The 18,160-nt window shown below is 54.3% G+C and carries 14 protein-coding genes; 4 read left to right on the forward strand and 10 right to left on the reverse strand.

Annotation, left to right across the window (positions count from 1 at the left end; all coding sequences use genetic code 11):
• The first annotated feature begins 66 nt into the window (after positions 1–66).
• Positions 67–1,263: a tyrosine--tRNA ligase gene (gene tyrS / locus DB48_RS10970; protein WP_041510314.1), complete on the forward strand. Its 1,197-nt coding sequence runs from the start codon at positions 67–69 to the stop codon at positions 1,261–1,263.
• Positions 1,264–1,399: 136 nt separating this feature from the next.
• Here tyrS and DB48_RS10975 read toward each other — a convergent pair whose 3' ends face one another.
• The 9 genes from DB48_RS10975 to gltB form a co-directional block, all read right to left on the reverse strand.
• The gene (locus DB48_RS10975; RefSeq protein ID WP_041510315.1) at positions 1,400–1,879 is read right to left on the reverse strand and encodes a nuclear transport factor 2 family protein; all 480 of its coding nucleotides are present in this window, start codon (positions 1,877–1,879) and stop codon (positions 1,400–1,402) included.
• 1 nt (position 1,880) lies between these two features.
• Positions 1,881–2,501: a trimeric intracellular cation channel family protein gene (locus tag DB48_RS10980; protein WP_041510316.1), complete on the reverse strand. Its 621-nt coding sequence runs from the start codon at positions 2,499–2,501 to the stop codon at positions 1,881–1,883.
• Positions 2,498–2,887, reverse strand: coding sequence for a DUF2721 domain-containing protein (locus DB48_RS10985; RefSeq protein ID WP_041510317.1), 390 nt, complete (start codon positions 2,885–2,887; stop codon positions 2,498–2,500). The genes DB48_RS10980 and DB48_RS10985 overlap by 4 nt, the downstream gene beginning before the upstream one ends.
• Before the next feature lie 115 nt (positions 2,888–3,002).
• Entirely contained in the window at positions 3,003–3,986 is a 984-nt protein-coding gene (locus tag DB48_RS10990; protein WP_041510318.1) for a cobalamin biosynthesis protein CobD/CbiB, read from the reverse strand.
• A gap of 49 nt (positions 3,987–4,035) precedes the next feature.
• The gene (gene mtnN, locus DB48_RS10995) at positions 4,036–4,728 is read right to left on the reverse strand and encodes a 5'-methylthioadenosine/S-adenosylhomocysteine nucleosidase (RefSeq protein ID WP_041510319.1); all 693 of its coding nucleotides are present in this window, start codon (positions 4,726–4,728) and stop codon (positions 4,036–4,038) included.
• Between the two features lie 708 nt (positions 4,729–5,436).
• Complete coding sequence (locus tag DB48_RS11000; protein ID WP_041510320.1) at positions 5,437–6,726, reverse strand: hypothetical protein; 1,290 nt, start codon at positions 6,724–6,726, stop codon at positions 5,437–5,439.
• An 87-nt stretch (positions 6,727–6,813) separates the two neighbouring features.
• Positions 6,814–7,533, reverse strand: a complete 720-nt coding sequence (locus DB48_RS11005; RefSeq protein WP_041510321.1) for a hypothetical protein — start codon at positions 7,531–7,533, stop codon at positions 6,814–6,816.
• Positions 7,534–8,018: 485 nt separating this feature from the next.
• Positions 8,019–9,428 carry an FAD-dependent oxidoreductase gene (locus DB48_RS11010; RefSeq protein ID WP_041510365.1) on the reverse strand — a complete coding sequence of 470 codons (1,410 nt, stop codon included), beginning with the start codon at positions 9,426–9,428 and terminating at the stop codon, positions 8,019–8,021.
• A gap of 5 nt (positions 9,429–9,433) precedes the next feature.
• On the reverse strand, positions 9,434–13,882 hold the full coding sequence (gene gltB, locus DB48_RS11015) for a glutamate synthase large subunit (RefSeq protein WP_041510322.1): 4,449 nt from the start codon (positions 13,880–13,882) through the stop codon (positions 9,434–9,436).
• A gap of 488 nt (positions 13,883–14,370) precedes the next feature.
• On the opposite strand from gltB, the gene DB48_RS11020 reads away from it, so the two are divergent.
• From DB48_RS11020 to oxyR, 3 genes are all read left to right on the forward strand, one after another.
• Positions 14,371–15,306, forward strand: coding sequence for a TIGR01212 family radical SAM protein (locus DB48_RS11020; RefSeq protein WP_041510323.1), 936 nt, complete (start codon positions 14,371–14,373; stop codon positions 15,304–15,306).
• A gap of 173 nt (positions 15,307–15,479) precedes the next feature.
• Positions 15,480–15,845, forward strand: coding sequence for an Hpt domain-containing protein (locus tag DB48_RS11025; RefSeq protein WP_041510324.1), 366 nt, complete (start codon positions 15,480–15,482; stop codon positions 15,843–15,845).
• Between the two features lie 219 nt (positions 15,846–16,064).
• Entirely contained in the window at positions 16,065–16,976 is a 912-nt protein-coding gene (gene oxyR / locus DB48_RS11030) for a hydrogen peroxide-inducible genes transcriptional activator OxyR (protein WP_041510325.1), read from the forward strand.
• A gap of 6 nt (positions 16,977–16,982) precedes the next feature.
• On the opposite strand, the gene DB48_RS11035 is transcribed toward oxyR, so the two are convergent.
• Positions 16,983–18,062 (reverse strand): adenylate/guanylate cyclase domain-containing protein, encoded by a 1,080-nt coding sequence (locus tag DB48_RS11035; RefSeq protein WP_041510326.1) that lies wholly within the window; start codon positions 18,060–18,062, stop codon positions 16,983–16,985.
• Between the last annotated feature and the right edge of the window lie 98 nt (positions 18,063–18,160).

Below are 18,160 nucleotides of genomic sequence, written 5' to 3' on the forward strand. Positions count from 1 at the left end.
GTGCTGGCTAACAAGTAACATTAGTCCCCATTATTTACCTATCGGCTCTTAGGAGTAGCTGCCAAGATGGCTAATTTAGACCAAGCATTAGCAGAAATTAAACGTGGTACCGACGAGATCTTGCTCGAATCGGATCTGCTGGAAAAATTAAAAGAGGGACGTCCTCTGCGCATCAAGTTGGGGGCCGACCCAACCGCGCCGGATATTCATCTTGGCCATACTGTGATCCTCAACAAGCTGCGTGCCTTCCAGGAATTGGGGCATGAGGTGATCTTCCTGATCGGTGACTTCACCGGCATGGTGGGTGACCCGAGCGGTAAAAACAGCACGCGTCCGCCGCTGACCCGCGAGCAGGTCATGGCGAATGCCGAGACCTACAAGGAGCAGGTCTACAAGATTTTGGATCCGGCCAAGACCCGCATCGAGTTCAACTCGAGCTGGCTGGAAGAGCTGGGCGCGGCAGGCATGATACGTCTGGCTTCACAGCAGACGGTTGCGCGCATGATGGAACGTGACGACTTTAAGAAGCGCTACGCCTCGGGTCAGTCGATTGCCATCCATGAATTCATGTACCCGCTGCTGCAGGGCTATGACTCGGTAGCGCTGGAAGCCGACGTTGAGCTTGGCGGTACCGACCAGAAGTTCAACCTGCTGATGGGCCGCGAGCTGCAAAAAGCGGCGGGTCAGAAGCCACAGGCGGTGATCATGATGCCGCTGCTGGAAGGTTTGGACGGCGTGAAGAAGATGTCCAAGTCTGCCCACAACTACATAGGTGTCAGCGAGCCAGCCGGCGAGATGTTCGGCAAGATCATGTCTATCTCAGACGACCTGATGTGGCGCTACTTCGAGCTGCTCTCTTTCCGTCCACTGGAAGAGATAGCTCAGCTCAAGAGCGACGTCGAGAGCGGCACTAACCCGAGAGATGTGAAGATCGCCCTGGCGAAAGAGATCATCGCCCGTTTCCACGACGAGGCGGCTGCCGAGGCGGCGCATCAGGAGTTTATCAATCGCTTCCAGAAGGGTGCCATCCCGGACGATATCCAGGAGATTGAGATTGCTGCCGGCGACGGTATCGGCATCGCCAACGTGCTCAAAGACGCAGGCCTGGTCAGCTCGACCTCTGAGGCGATGCGTATGATTAAGCAAGGCGCCGCTAAGCTTGACGGCGAGAAGATTGAAGACAGCCGTCAGCAACTGAGTGCCGGCCTGACAGGCGTGTTCCAGGTGGGTAAGCGCAAGTTCGCCAAGATCACCCTGGTGTAACGACCTGGCTAACCCCTGGGGGTTAGTGCTTAGATGAAATCGATAAAAAGGCCTGCAGATGCAGGCCTTTTTTATGTTCGCTTGGCGCGAGCAACTTAGCGTTCAGTATAGCGGGCAGAAGGCTGGTGGTAGTGTATTACTGGGTGGCGAGCTGGTCTTGCATGGTCTGATAGTCCATCAGATCTTCATGTTCCTTGACCCTGTGATTGGCCAGATCCAGCTTGACCGTGGTGACCCCAGGGATGGCCAGTTCGATCACCTTACCTGGCTTGCCAAACAGGCTGCCGGGGCCGCGATAGTGATAGTTGCCTATCATCACCACCAGAGAGCCAGAGTTGTACATGTGCTCTATGTTGAAGTCATACTCCAGCACGCCCCTATGGGCACGCTCGAAAAATTCTATGATGTTGCGCCTGCCTGTGTAGGTCTTGCTGGCGGTGCGATCCTTAAACACGCTGTCGCGGTTGTAGAAGGAGGCCAGGGTGCGATAGTCATGATCCGTCAGCGCTTGAATATACTTGATGGCCATCTGCTGCTCGGCAGGCATGTCACCGGGCCCAGCCTGGGCGGCGAGCGGCAACATCATCAGAATGCTAATTAGGAACTGCTTGATCATCTTATGTTTTCTTTAATTCAAACGCCGGAAGTCTTAGGTGCCACTTGATGGCCGCCAGCCGTATGACCAGCGCGCTTATCATGGCGATGGCCAGGGCCACCTTATCGGCCAAGCCCCAGGTGATGGCACAGGTATAGCTTATCCCGCCAAATATCGAGGCGGTCGCATAGATTTCGGTGCGCAATATCATGGGGATCTGGCGACAGAGTACGTCTCGAATAATGCCGCCTCCGACGCCAGTTATCAAGCCCATCACCACGGCAATCATGCCACTGAGGCCAAGATTGAGTGCCTTTTCGGCCCCGATCACGGTAAACAGCGCCAATCCGAAGGCATCGGCCACAGGTAGCGTGTACTGGGGTACCTTCTTGGGCTTGCGAATAAAGATAAGCGCGAGCAGCACGGTAGCCAATATCACTATGATGTAGTTGGGGTCGCGGATCCAAAATACCGGTGTGGTGCCGAGCAGGGCGTCGCGTATGCTGCCGCCGCCGATGGCGGTGACCGAGGCCAGCACTATCACTCCGAACGGGTCCATGCGGTGACGCCCGGCGGCTAGGGCACCGGAGAGGGCGAAAACTGCCGTGCCGCAGAGGTCGAAGAAATAGATCCACTCCTTCATTGATCTAGCTCTTGCAGGTGGTAGTTGAGGGCATCGACCGAGATGCGGATCTCAAGTACAGACAGCACCAGGGAGTAGAGTAGAAGCAGCAGGCTGGAGCCGAAGATGATGGAGCCCGTCTTGTTGAAGCCGACATAGATGAAGATCATACACAGGACGCACAGGGCGAAGCTGGAGACGCCGGCCTCCTGCATGCGGCGGATGATGACGATGCGGCGACGCAGGTTTTGCAGCTGGCCCGAGTGGACCGGCGCACCGTCGGCGCTCAGGCTGCGGATCAGCGCCGCCAGCGAGAAGAATCGGTTGGTATAGGCCAGGAGTAACAGAGAGATAGCCGGAAACAGCAGCGCCGGTGTGGTCAGGGAAATGTGAAGATTCTCAAACAAAGTGTTATGCCTATTATGTCGATATGTTGCCGCCAGAGGGGGAATAATACCAAGCGGTTTTGGCTTGTCTAGTTAAAAGGCGCCGGGCTCGAGACCTAGGGTGTCGATGTGGCGATTAAGCGCGCGCCAGGAGGCGCAGCATGGCCCAGAGGCAGGGGATGAGCAGCACCGAGAGCACCCATATACCCTTGCTCAGGCGCAGCAGTTTCAGCGCCGCCGAGATGGTGTGAGGTGTGGGCTTGGGGCCTGTGCCGATACGGGCAATATCGACTCTCTGACCGGCAAATTTTTGCGGGCCGCCCAGCTCGGTGTCGAGCACTTTTGCTGCGAGGGCGCAGGTGGTCAGATGGTTGTTTATCGGCAGCGGGCTCTTGACGGGTCTCAACATCTGCACCAAGGCGCCTGGGCCACCCTGGATCGCCAGGGTGAAGTTCCAGGCCTGGGTGGGCAACCAGTAGATGAGATAGCTCAGCAGATAGGCGGGGCGGCCGAACTCACGATATTGTGGGTTGAGGGCCGGCCAGGTGTATTCCAGCTGCTTGATCATCCGCGCGCCCAGCACTAGGGGGGCGCCGCCGACGGCGTAGAATAGGATGGTGGCGACCGTGCCATAAATGGAGGTGGTCATCAGCTTCTCTATGGTCGTCTTACTCATGCCGACCTCCGAGAGTTCTCGGGTGTCGCGATAGACCCATTGGCTCAGCAGGCGACGGGCGCGCTGCTTGTCTTGGCGCTCCAGTGCCTGGCCTGTCTCCTCTGCCACCTTGTGAAACTGCTCGTCGCACAAGCAGAGATAGAGAAACAGACACTCGAAGAACCAGGGAAAGGCCGCCAGTTCCAGCAGGAAGCTTAAGATCAGCCAGAAGGGCAGCACGAGCAGCAGCACAGACAGGCTACCGGCCAGGCGCTGCTGACCAGGGGAGCGATCGCTACGCGCCACCTTGGCCGACAGGCTGCGTGCCAGCAGGGAAAACCAGTAGAAGGCCTGATATTCCCGTGGCAGCGGCGCCAGCAGGGCCATGAAGATCGCCACCAACAAGATGGCAGCCCCCTGGTAGAAGGGGCTGTCGAGCAGTAGTTGCTGGATGATATCGTGCATCGGGTCGCTTAGCTCTTCGCTAAATGGCTACTGGGTGAGCGCCTGCGTCTTACAGGTGCTTCAGCAGCGAGATCACCATCAGCGCCGAATGATGGCCCGCCTTCACCAGGTAGCTGTCGAAGTCTACCGGTGAATCGTTGTTGGCGTTGTCAGACAGCGAGCGGATCACCACGAAAGGCACCTTGAACTGGTGACACACCTGCGCGATCGCCGCGCCCTCCATCTCACAGGCCGCCATGGTCGGGAAGTTATTCAGCATCACCTTAGTGCGCTCAGGGTCGCAGATAAAGCTGTCGCCGGTGCAGATAAGCCCCTCGATAGCCTTCACCTCGCCCAGATCCGCTACCGCCTTCTTGGCCGCCTCGACCAGAGTTCTGTCTGGCATGAAGGCCGCCGGTTGCTGCGCCATCTGGCCTATCTCGTAGCCGAAGGCGGTCACATCCACGTCGTGATGACGCACCTCAGAGGAGATGACGATATCGCCGATGGCCAGGCTGTCGACGAAACCGCCTGCCGAGCCCGTGTTGATCACATAATCTGGGGCATATTTCTCAATCAGCAGTGTGGTGGCGACACTGGCGGTGACCTTGCCGATGCCTGAGCGGGTGACGATCACCTCTTTGCCCTCAAGCTGTCCGGCGACAAACTCTATGCCCGCGATGGTCTGGCTCTGGGTGTCTGTCATGGCCGAAGTAAGGTGAGCGACTTCTGGCTCCATGGCGCCGATAATACCAATTTTCATTGAATGCCCTTTATGGTCTAGGTGGATCTGGCCGCGCGAAGGCGCAGCCTGTCTTAGATAATGGGCGCTAATATAGCAATAAAGTGGTTCGGTGGCGAGGTTGCGGATCGCAAGCTCGCAGGCTTGTTGGAAAACAAGTTAGGAAGTTTCTTTGTTGGTGGTCATAGCCATAAATGGACAATCCCTGGCATTGACCCTCACTGTATTTGAATTGCCTGCGGCCATTCGGTTTCGCTAATTGAGCGTTAAACTTACTTTGGTGTTTGAAGGTGGGTTTTATAATCATGAGGTTATGGTTTATCTATTGCCTGCGGCAGGCTCACGTGCAGACACGCCTGTGAGACGCCGTGAATACATTCCCTGTAGGCTCTACCGAAACATCCCTGTTTCGGAAGCTCACCGGCGTATCTACACCCGGTTATCCATCTCTTCGATTAAGCCGTATTTGATAAGCATAGGTATTTGAGTAGGGCGTGAATAGCCAAGGTTTTGTGGAAATGAATTTTGCCTGCTGAAAACCAATACTACATAGTCTTGAATTGCTTGGCAGCAGGTGCAGTGTATGGATGCACCAATTTTTTGGACATTTTCGTGTTAGAACTTTAGTTCCATATTGATGAGTTTCAGATTAATTTTTCTATGTGCTAACGCTTTGCTCACCGGAAAATTGCGAGCGCAGCGAGTGATTTTTCCGAGTGCAGCAACTTGTTATAAGCTGAGCGCATATATGATGTCAGAGAAAGAATTTTGAACTATCCTCCAGTGCCCATTGGGCATAGATCGAACAGATGGATTATTTTCTAAATCTTGGTATATCGCGCGCACTGAAACTTCTTTAAATTTTTGTTGACCTTCAACTTCAAAACACAGCTCCGCTATTACGTGAGTAACGGCAGCAGCTTGGTCATCTATACCCAATAGTTTAAATGAAACCGGTATATGATTACCAAAATCTTGCCGTGCCATACCAGCCTTTTTCCCCTTAGGGGGGGCGGTAAAATCTAAAAGGGCATCAGCGATAAGACCAAACCGCTTATTGCACCAATGATCTAAAAAGGCAGCCACCGCATGTTCAGGTGTATTATCAGGCAGATGGGAAATATTCCCTTCAAATGGCAGGTATGGAATATCCTCAGATACTCTCGGTTTCCATTCTTCAATGGACTTCTTCAAAAGGTTTGTTTCAGAGATTTGCTTAAGTAGCTGTTTCCAGCTCACCTCTTCTTTTGGTTTTGGCTCCTTTTTCCCATCATCAAGCGCTCCAGCCCAGTCTCTCGCCGCAAAGAGAGCAGCCCAGCACTTTGCTGCCACTACTTTGTTATCAAAGGCTAACTCGCGACCATGAAGAATCCCGTTTCTGTATGGAATTGATATAGCGTCTTCATTCGTTTTATTTCTCCCTTTGGTGAGAATTGAAGCTAGTGTTTGAAGGCCTGACTCATGAGCTGCTATGCAATCCCAAGCTGTTAAATCGACGTTCTCAGCAAAAAAACCTACATGCTTCGACACATCGTTTACGAGACCATCCAGCAAGCTCAGCAACAGCGGTACACACGCATGATACCTACCAGCTAAGTAATCCTCTCTAGCCAACTCCGCGAGCCTTACTCTTTTTCTAAAATCACGATTTCCATTAAACCTTAATATTCCCCACTTTAATGTTTCTTCGCCATACGAGTCGGCTAGGAATTGTTCCGCTGGCCCCTTCCCCTCTGCATCATAAATATTTATTGCTTTCCGTATTACCTCCATGTTCATGGACTCATATGCGATCCAGCCTAGATTCGCAAAACGTTCATTGAACTGATCTGGGGCCTCCAATATTTCCGCTTGTTTTTTAATCTTATTGAATTCATTGAAGGCATCTTCCATTCTAGGGAAGATTCTACAAGCAAATGGAAAAGCCTTGTAAAGGGCTTCCAAGCTCTCAAAAGCCGCAAACTGCTTTAACAGTTCTGCACTTGTTGGATTGTCAATGATCTTCTTTGACTTACTCACAATGCTTCCTTGAGCTTATAACGCCGCGACTTAAATTCTGTCTAGTGGAGCGAAGCGGAACGAGGTTTGACCGCTTTGTTGGGAACGTTATTGATATCTGCGCTCTTTATCAATTTTTTCTTGCAACTGATCCATCTGACGCCAAAGCCGAGTCATTTTTTTCTGAGGGCTATCAAAAAATAAATCAAATATCATGCCTACCAGCATTGCGATCCCGAGTATAGCTAGCAACATAGCAAGCATAAAAGGCGCCATTGATATGTATGTACTATGCAAGTCATCATTAAATCTTGGGTATCTAATTCCATCAGCTTCAATGGCTAGCATTGAAGCTGACTCGACTCTCGCATCAGATAAAGTCAATCTCTTTAAATATAGATCTTCTGAATTTGAAATCGCGGTTAGAGTTATACGTACCTCTTCCTCAGGCTCTATATTGCCTAAAGGAATTTTTGCACCTGTTTCCTTTGAAAATTTTTCTAATGGAATGGAAGGTTCAGCTTCAAAAATATTACGCAATCCAGATCGTCTTGGCGTAGACACTTCAACACTTGTATTTTTATATTCGGTAGCATCCGATGGAAGGTATAGGAACACCTCTTTTTGAGTACTTCGACCGGCATTAGAAACTATGATAGATGCCGTCTGTATTTTGTCTGTTTTTGTAGTGTGCGATGCCTCATATAAGAGGTAATTTTCTGGAAAAACAATATTTAAAAAAAATTTTGCTAGTGCAGGAAGAGCAATCGTTAACACCGCAATAATAATTGCTAATTTTTGCCATGTAATTGAGTTTTCTGTGCTCATCAGTGATTATTTTCCTAACGCTTATTAGCGAGAATGTCGCCTATGTAAATCACCATTATTTAATGTACATCGCGACCATTTTTTTAACCATTTGAAATTTATATCAATAATGGCATTGCATAACAAGTAGAAAGTGAGCAGCCCTAAAACGAAACCAGACTTCAATTTGTTTTAAGAAAGGGTGAAACCTTCCGCGTTATCCAAAACGGAAAATGCTGGTTTTTAGAGTATTAAAAATGTCGTTAAATCGAAGAGACGTTAGATATCAGGTGTATCTGCACAAAAGCGAGCCGCAGGCTATAAGTATCAATGAAGGTGTGACCTTCAACACCCCACCAAATACCAAAACTGCCAGAAGCAACAAAAACAAAAAACCGCCTGGTTTTCCCCAGGCAAAAAAAAGCGCTTTAACTCTCACTCAAAGCTAAAGCGCCAATCACAAGCCAAATTGTCAAGCCCAGTAACCTAACCGAGCCGTTCCAGGTTTAAGCCTCGAAGCTGTTTAATATCCCGAGCGCCGCGTCGCGGCCCTCGGCGATGGCGGTGACCACAAGATCCGAGCCGCGCACCATGTCGCCACCGGCGAACACCTTAGGGTTAGAGGTCTGGAAGGGGTTGTCTGCAACCTTAGGTGCCACCACTCGGCCCCACTTATCCAGCTCAATGCCATAGTCGCCGAACCACTTGGCGGGGCTCGGCTGGAAGCCGAAGGCGATGATGATGGCATCGGCCTCTATCAGCTGCTCGCTGCCTGCAATCGGTTCGGGGCGACGGCGACCCGAGTCGTCAGGCTCGCCCAGAGCGGTCTCGACACACTCGATGCCGTTTACCACGCCGTCGGTCGTCTTGATCGCTGTAGGCTGGCGGTTAAACAGGAAGTTGACGCCCTCTTCACGGGCATTTTGCACCTCACGGCGCGAACCCGGCATGTTCTCTTCGTCACGGCGATAGACACAGGTGACCTCGCTGGCGCCCTGTCTGACGGCGGTGCGTACACAGTCCATGGCGGTGTCGCCACCACCCAGTACCACCACCTTCTGGCCGGCGAGGCTCAGGTAAGGGGTCTCAGCATCTGTGGTGCCCATGACGTTGTGGGTGTTGCCGATGAGGTAGGGCAGGGCCTGGTAGACGCCCTTGGCATCTTCGTTGTCCAATCCGGCCTTCATCGGGGTGTAGGTGCCCATGCCGAGGAAGACGGCGTCGTACTCTTGCAGCAGGGTGTTGAAGTCGATATCTTCACCTACGGTAACGCCGAGCCTGAACTCTATCCCCATGCCTTCCATGACGGTGCGGCGGATCTCCATGACAGACTTGTCCAGCTTGAAGGCGGGAATGCCATAGGTGAGCAGGCCGCCAATTTGCGGGTGTTTATCGAACACCACCGCCTTGACGCCGTTGCGGGCGAGGATGTCGGCGCAGCCAAGGCCGGCCGGCCCCGCGCCTATGATGGCCACGCGCTCCTGACGCTTGACCACCTTGCTCATGTCCGGACGCCAGCCCTGGGCGATAGCGGTGTCGGTAATGTATTTTTCCACGTTGCCTATGGTGACTGCGCCAAACTCGTCGTTGAGGGTACAGGCGCCTTCACACAATCTGTCCTGGGGACAGACACGGCCGCAGATCTCCGGCAGCGTGTTGGTCTCATGCACCAGCTCTGCGGCCTCCAGTATGCGTCCCTGTTTGGCCAGTTTCAGCCAGTTGGGGATGTAGTTGTGCAGCGGGCACTTCCACTCGCAGTAGGGGTTACCGCAGTCGAGGCAGCGGTCTGCCTGCTCGTTGACCTGAGGCTGGGCAAAGGGCTGATAGATCTCGATAAATTGCGTGGCGCGCTGCTTGGCGTCGTGCTTGGTCGGATCCTTACGGCCTACTTCGATAAATTGAAAATCGTTACTCATGGCCATTACCCCGCTACCACTGCTAATGCAGGTTCAGTTTGTTCCAGACGCAGGAGATCATCGAGCGCCACATTCTTAGGTTTGACCAACACGAAACAATCGATCCAGTTTTCAAAGTCGTTCAACAACATCTTGGCGTGCTCGCTGCCGGTCTCAGCCACATGCTCCTCGATAAGCCCCTTGAGGTGCTGTTGCTGTATCGGCGCGGTCACCTTCTGCATATCCACCATCTCGGTATTGAGGCGGCGGTTGAAGTGACCGAAGCGGTCGAACACATAGGCGAAGCCGCCCGTCATGCCCGCACCGAAGTTCACCCCTGTCTTACCCAGCACCACCACGATACCGCCAGTCATGTACTCACAGCCGTTATCGCCCAGGCCTTCGACTACGGCGATGGCGCCCGAGTTACGCACGGCGAAACGCTCGCCCGCCTGACCCGCGGCAAACAGCTTACCGCCGCTGGCGCCGTAGAGGCAGGTGTTGCCCAGGATGACGCTCTTCTCGCTCTGGAACATGCTGCCCACTGGCGGATAGAGGGTGATCTTGCCGCCCGACATGCCTTTACCCACATAGTCGTTGGCGTCGCCGCAGAGATCCAGCGACAGGCCAGGGCTGTTCCACACACCGAAGCTCTGTCCGGCGCTGCCGTTGAACTTGAGCTGTATCGGCGCCTTGGCGCCCTGACGGCCCACCTTGGTAGCAATATAGCCAGAGAGGGCGGCGCCTACCGAGCGGTCTGTGTTGTTAATATCGAAGCGCGCGGTCAGTGGCTCACCCGCATCCACCGCCGCCTGACAATGGCCGAGAATCTTCTGGTTAAGCTCGCCCTTGTCGTCGGTTGGGTTGGTCTCGCGCCAGGTGAGGGCGCAGCCTTGCGGCACTTCTGGCTTGTAGAGAATGGCCGACAGATCCAGCTGTTGCTGCTTGTCTGTGGCGCCTTCGAGCACCGCGAGCCAGTCGCTGCGACCCACGAGCTGTTCAAACTCGGTGACGCCGAGGGCGGCCATCCACTCGCGGATCTCGCGGGCCATAAACTCGAAGTAGGTCATCACACGCTCGGGCAGGCCGTGGTAGTGATTGTCCCTCAGTTGCTTGTTCTGGGTCGCCACGCCTGTGGCGCAGTTGTTCAGGTGGCAGATACGCAGGTACTTACAGCCTAGGGCGATCATGGGCACGGTACCGAAACCGAAGCTCTCGGCGCCCAGCAGGGCCGCCTTGATCACGTCTGTACCCGTCTTGAGGCCACCGTCCACCTGCAGGCGGATCTTGTGGCGCAGGCCGTTGGCCACCAGTGACTGATGCACCTCGGCCAGACCTAGCTCCCAGGGGCTACCGGCATATTTCACCGAGGTGATCGGGCTGGCGCCCGTACCGCCGTCGTAGCCCGAGATGGTGATCATGTCGGCGTAGGCCTTGGCGACGCCTGTGGCGATGGTGCCGACGCCGGGCTCAGATACCAGCTTGACCGAGATCATCGCACTTGGGTTGATCTGCTTGAGGTCGAAGATCAGCTGAGCCAGGTCTTCGATAGAGTAGATATCATGGTGCGGCGGCGGTGAGATCAGGGTGATGCCGGGGCGCGCGTTACGCAGCGCGGCGATCTCCACACTCACCTTGTCGCCGGGCAGCTGACCGCCTTCGCCGGGCTTGGCACCCTGGGCGACCTTGATCTGTAGCACCTCGGCATTCACCAGGTAGTGCGCGGTGACGCCGAAGCGGCCCGAGGCGATCTGCTTGATGGCCGAGTTACGCTCCGAGTTGAAGCGGCGCGGATCTTCCCCGCCTTCGCCCGAGTTAGAACGTCCGCCGAGGCGGTTCATGGCCACGGCCAATGCCTCGTGGGCCTCAGGGCTGAGTGCGCCGATACTCATGGCGGCGCTGTCAAATCTTGGGTAGAGGGTTGAGGCGTCTTCGACCTTATTTAGCTCGACTGCCTGCTGGTCGCCCTTGACGGTGAAGAGATCCCTCAGGGTCGCCACAGGTCTGTCGTCCACCAACTCGGTGAAGTGCTTGTAGACGCCATAGTCCTGGTCGCGCAGGCTCTGCTGCAGGGTGTTGACCACATCCGGGTTGAAGCAGTGGTACTCGCCGCCTTCGACATATTTCAGCAGGCCGCCCTGAGGCAGCGGCTGGTGGGCCTGGAAGGCAAGCTTCTGCAACGCCTGTTGATCTTTCTCCAGCAGGGCAAAGTTTGCCCCCTCGATGCGGCTAACCACGCCATTGAAGCAGAGTTCGACCACGTCAGATGAGAGGCCGATGGCTTCGAACTGCTGGCTACAGCGGTAGGAGGCGACGGTGCTGATCCCCATCTTGGACATGATCTTACGCAGCCCCTTGTCGATCCCCTGGCGGAAGTTGAGCATCAGCTGCTGAGTCTCTCGCACGCCGTGGCGGCTGGCCAGCGCCGAGATGCTCTCGTAGGCCAGGTAAGGGTAGATAGCGGTGGCGCCAAAGCCGAGCAGCACAGCGAAGTGGTGCGGGTCTCTGGCCGAGGCGGTCTCGACTATGATGTTGGTGTCGCATCTCAGGCTCTTGTCGACCAGGACGCGCTGCACGGCGCCCACGGCCATGGCGGCGGGAATCACCTGCTTGTGCTTGTCGGTCGCCCTGTCTGAGAGGATAAGCAGGGTAGTGCCGGTGCGGGCCAGACGTTCGGCCTCGTCGCACACGCGGCGAATTGCCGCTTCCAGCCCTTCGCTGAGGTCATAATTGAGATCCACAGTGTTGGCGCGGTAGTAGGTCGAATCCAGCGCCAGCAGCTGGTTGAAATCGCTATAGAGCAGGATGGGCGAGTTAAACATCACCCGGTAGGCGTGGCCTGTGGTCTCGTTAAACAGGTTCTGCTCGCGGCCGACGCAGGTCGCCAGCGACATCACATGCTTCTCACGCAGCGGATCGATAGGCGGGTTGGTCACCTGGGCGAACTTCTGACGGAAGTAGTCGTACAGGGTGCGGGACTTCTTCGACAGTACGGCCATAGGCGTATCGTCGCCCATGGAGCCCGTGGCTTCCTCGCCTTTCTCGGCCAGCACCCAGATCACCTGTTCCAGCTCCTCGCGGGAGTAGCCAAACTGCTTCTGGTATTGCAGCAGGGTGTCGGCAGTAAATTCACATACGCCCTGGGCCTCGCTCGGCATCTGCTCGGCGGGGATCAGGGTATGACTGTTCTTGGCCATCCACTCCTTGTAGGGGTGACGACGCTTAAGATCGTTATCGATCTCAAACGAGGAGTAGAGCTGACCGTTGAGGGTGTCGAGCACCAATAGCTCACCGGGGCCGACACGACCCTTCTCGACCACCTCGTCCGGGGCATAGTCCCAGATGCCGATCTCTGAGGCCAGGGTCAGGATGCGGTCTTTGGTGATCACATAGCGTGACGGACGCAGGCCGTTACGGTCGACGGCGCAGGCCACGTGACGGCCGTTGGTCATGACGATGCCAGCCGGGCCGTCCCAGGGTTCCATGTGCATGGAGTTGAAGTCGTAGAAGGCCTTTAGCTCGTCGTCCATCTCCGGGTTACTCTGCCACGCGGGTGGAATGAGCAGACGCATGGCGCGGTAGAGATCCATGCCGCCGGCGAGCAGCATCTCTAGCATGTTATCGAGCGAAGAGGAGTCTGAGCCACTCTCGTTGACGAAGGGGGCTGCCTGCTGCAGGTCTGGCAGCAGGGGCGCATTAAACTTGTAGGCGCGGGCACGGGCCCATTGACGGTTACCCGTGATGGTGTTGATCTCACCGTTATGGGCGAGATAACGGAACGGCTGCGCCAGCGGCCATTTGGGCGAAGTGTTGGTTGAGAAGCGCTGGTGGAACAGACAGATAGCGCTTTGCAGTCGTATGTCGGCCAGATCCGGATAGAAGGCGGGTAGATCGGCGGGCATCATTAAGCCCTTGTAGACGATCACCTGGCCGGAGAGGCTGGCGACATAGAAGTCTTTGCAGTCAGTCATCTGCTGCTCGAGACGGCGACGCGCCATATAGAGGCGACGCTCGAGATCTTTTTCACGCCAGCCAATGGGCGAGTTGATCAGCACCTGCCAGATCTTAGGCTGGCTGGCCTGACCTATGGGGCCGAGTACCTCGGAGTTGACCGGGACTTCGCGCCAACCGGCGACACTCAGGGTCTCTTTTTCAAGCTCTCGCTCCAGGGTGCGCTTGGTGTGGTCTGCCTTGGCCTCATCTTGGCTTAAGAACAGCATGCCCACGGCAAACTTACGGCTCAGGTGCCAGTCGTTCTCACTGGCCACGGCTTCGAAGAATTTAATGGGGAGTTGCATAAGTAGGCCACAACCATCGCCGGTACGACCGTCGGCGGCAATACCACCACGGTGTTTCATGCGATCCAGGCCATGAATGGCTGTGCGTACAATTCTATGGCTGGCTTCGCCATCCATTTGGGCGATTAAGCCAAAACCACAGTTATCCCGTTCAAAACTGGGGTGATACAAGCTCATATAAAAACTCCCTAATACTAACCAATACATCGTCGGGGAAATTCAAGCGATTGATGTGCACCCGAACCATTCAAATTAACTTTTGCCTAGTAAAAGGTCAATTCAAATTTGTGCATAAAGTATGACTAGGGGAGGGCGTTTAATACGGTTTATATTTTAACCTTACGTTAACGTCAACTGTGAAAGTCGACGTATAACATTATGAATAAAAAGAATTTTGGATGTGACCTCGAGTCTTTTTTACTAAAATGTAACAAAAAGGATTATTGTCTTTTAATCTAAAAAAGTGATTTTTATTGCATATACAGTGAATGATTTAACAAATCTTAGACCAATGTATTAGCCAATACTGTGCTGTATCGCTAAGTTTGCGTCTGCTTTGTGACTTATGGACGTCGAGAAAGGGACGAAAAATTGATGTAGCACCAAGAATGGCGCTAGCAAGCCAGTTACAATCGCCGCCCTTTTATCGATCGAGAGAATACCCCGTGGGACTGGATAGTCACGTCAATACCTTTGGTCTGCATTGCAAGCATAAGTATGGTCAGCGGCTCAAGAAGTTGACCCTGGACGCCAAGTTTACCTGCCCCAATCGTGACGGCAGCCTGGGGCGTGGCGGCTGCACCTTCTGTAATGTGGCCTCGTTCAGCCATGAGCACGGCACGGTAGACAGCATCGCCGTGCAGCTGGCCAATGGCCGCGAGCGTGCTCAGGGAAAATCCACTAAGTTCATCGCCTATTTTCAGGCCTATACCAGCACCTATGATGAGTACCGCCTGCTCAAGCAGCGCTATGATGAGGCGGTGGCCGACAGTGATATCGTCGGCCTGTGTGTCGGCACGCGTCCCGACTGTGTCAGCGATGAAGTGATCGACTTGCTGGCGAGTTACCAGTCCCGTGGCCTGGAGGTCTGGCTGGAACTTGGCCTGCAAAGCGCCAATCTTGAGACCCTCAAACGGATCAATCGTGGTCATGGTTTTGAGGAGTATAAGGATACTGTGATTCGGGCGAGACAGGCGGGACTCAAGGTGTGTACCCACCTTATTTTGGGGCTGCCCGGTGAGACACATGAAGACTTTTTGGCCAGCCACAGGGCGGTGCTCGATGTCGGGGTCGATGGGCTCAAAATTCATCCACTGCATATCGTCGAGGGGAGCACCATGGCCAAGGCCTGGCGGGTCGGACGCATGACCCTTCTGTCTCAGCAGGCCTACGCCGAGAGTGTCGGCGAGCTGATCCGGCTAACGCCTAAAGAGGTGATATTTCATCGTGTTACCGCCTATGCCAAGAAACCTATGTTGTTGGCCCCCGACTGGTGTGCCTTTCGCTGGGAGGGGCTGGTGGCCATCGTCAAGAACCTGGAGCGCCTCGGCGGACAGGGTCATTATTTGACCGATTCGGCAGGTGATCAAATGTCGATTTAGGGGCAAAAAACGTGAAGAATTGAGCAATTAATTTAACGCATGGTTAATGGAAGGTTAAATAAGGAGGTATTTAACTTGCATATGCTTCAATTAGTTGCGCCCGCCATTCTAGGCGCTATTATGGGGTGAATTTTATTCTTGTCCCGTCAGCTTTTTTCGAGAGGTGCCTTAAGATGGCAACAGCCGAGTTAGAATCAATATTGGATCTCAACACACTTGAGCAGTACTGCAGCGCTATCGGTGCAGGCACTCTGCTAAAGAGTGTCGTCTTGTTTGAACAGTTGATGCCTGAGTATGTTGGCAACCTGGTCAACGCTAAAGAAGCACAAGACAAAGATACCTTATGTTCTGAGGCGCACAAATTCAAAGGCGCTGCCGGTTCTGTGGGACTGAAGCGCATCCAGCAGTATGCCCAGTTGCTGCAACATGGCGAGGCGGCCGAGTGGCCTGCGGAGCACGCCAACTGGCTACAGGTGATCGTGGACAATGCCAGCAAAGATCTGGCCGAGCTGAAGGCTTACCTGGAATCTAAGGCCTAATAGGCCAAAGCCTGTAAACCAAGGCCGATAAACCAAGGCCTGCCAAGTTTAATAGCGCCCTCGATGAGAGATCATCGGGGGCGTTTTTGTATGCGCACTATTTGCTCGCTTTTGGGCAGCGCCTCACACTTCTGGCATAAGAGAGGGTTAATCCTAGGGCGGCTTGTGCTAGAGTTAGATTGAGTAATTGAATGTAAATGGAAGTTGGTAATCGATTTTATGAAACATCTGCCGAGCCTGAAAAACCTTTACTATCTGGTCAATCTCTATCAGGAACAGAATTTTAATCGCGCGGCCAAGTTGTGCCACGTGAGCCAGTCGACCCTGTCGAGCGGGATTCAAAACCTGGAGGAACAGCTGGGTCATCAGCTGATCGAGCGTGATCACAAGTCCTTCATCTTCACCGCCATCGGCGAGGAGGTGGTACAGCGCTCGCGCAAGTTGCTGACCGATGTCGACGATCTGGTGGAGCTGGTTAAGCATCAGGGCCAGCCTATGACGGGGGATATTCGCCTGGGCTGTATTCCCACCATTGCGCCGTTTCTGCTGAGCCGGGTGGTGAAACTCTGTCAGCAGGAATACCCCGAACTGACGTTGTTTCTGAAGGAAGATACCACTGAGCGATTGCTGGATGCGCTGGGCAAGGGCGAGCTGGATCTCTTGCTCCTGGCCCTGCCGGCCGACACCAGTGGCTATCACAGCATGAAGGTGGGAATCGATCCCTTTAAGCTGGTGATGCACAAGGAGCTCAGCAGCGAGGTGCGCCAGCCTATCGATTACAAGGCCCTGCCCGATGAGAGCATCTTCCTGTTGCAGTCGGAGCACTGTATTACCGGCCATGCCATCAGCGCCTGCCGTCTGGCCGACAGCGATAAGATCAATCCGTTCGCGGCGACGAGTCTGCACACCCTGGTGCAGATGGTGAACAGTAAGTTGGGGACGACTTTCTTACCGCAGATGGCGATCGATGCGGGGATCCTTAACGATACCGAGCTGACGGCCTTAACGCCGCCGGGTGAGGCACCTTACCGGGATATCGGCCTGGTCTGGCGTCAGACATCCAGCCGTATCATGACCTTCAGAACCTTAGGCAAGGCGATTCAAAGCTTGTTGGAGCAGGGGCAAGGCTAACTAAAGTTAGCTGTTGTTGCCTTTAGGGGAAACGCCATAAACCTCGATAGAGTGTTGTTTCCCCTTGAGCTTTATCGGACCGAGATTGGTAAAGTCGTAATGGCTGTCACTAGTGTCGATCAGCGACTGCAAGGAGCCTGAGATCAACATCCGCTGTCCGAGCGGGTTACACTGATCTTGGAGTCTCGCCAGGGTGTTGAGCACGTCGCTGAAGAAGCTGATCTCTTGTTTCTGCACCCCTACCACAGCCGCAACTACCTGTCCGCAGTGGGCCGCCGCCTTGAACTTAGGCACAAAGCCATACTGCTCTTCGAAGTACTTACGCTGCCAGTTTAGCTGCTGGCTAAATTCATAATAAATATTGAAGCTGCGATCTTCTATGATGCCGTTTTCCAGCGGCCAGTGGATCAGCACGGCGTCGCCCATGTAGCGGTAGATCTCGGCGTCGTTGTTGACCACAGTATCCGATAGTAGGCTGAAGCAGTCCTGGATCAGGCGGCTGAAGCGATAGTCGCCGAGGGATTCTGCGTGGGTGGTCGAGGCGACCATGTCCAGATAGAGAAACAGGCGCTGCTCATATCTGGGTCTGTGGTATTTGCCCAGGCCGATATTAAACAGAATACGTGGGCCGACTAACAGGGCCATCTGTTCGATGAAGGCCAGGCCGACACGCACCACCACTAGGTAGATGATCAGGGCCTGGAATGAGGGACTGTAGAGAATATGGGCGGTCAACATCTGCCTGAGTGTCGACATATGATTCTCTATGGCCCACATGTTGAGGAACTGGGTCATGTAAGCAAGTGTGGTCGCGCCCAGCAGCAGGAAGAGTCCCTTGAAGATCACCGAAAAGAGATAGGGCAGGCGGTTGATGGCGCTAAAGTCGGCGATCAGGTTCGACATCCAGTGCAGGCTACCAAAGATGAACCCCATATAGATTGCCAGGGTCGCGAGATCGGCAGTGCCTACCGCCCATTGGGGCAGCTCTGGTGTTTGCGCATAGCGGAAAAACACAAAGGCCGCCATGGCAATAGCCCAAGCGAAAATGGCAAATATGAGCTTCTTTGCTTGAATGCGTGCTCTCACGGTGACAGAAAATTCCTAAATGCTGCACAAATCTCAGGATGCGCTAGTGTATAGAAAACACCCCTACTATTTCCAGTGATATTTGTGATCTAAGTCAA

The organism is Shewanella sp. cp20 (assembly GCF_000832025.1).
Taxonomy (GTDB): Bacteria; Pseudomonadota; Gammaproteobacteria; order Enterobacterales; family Shewanellaceae; genus Shewanella.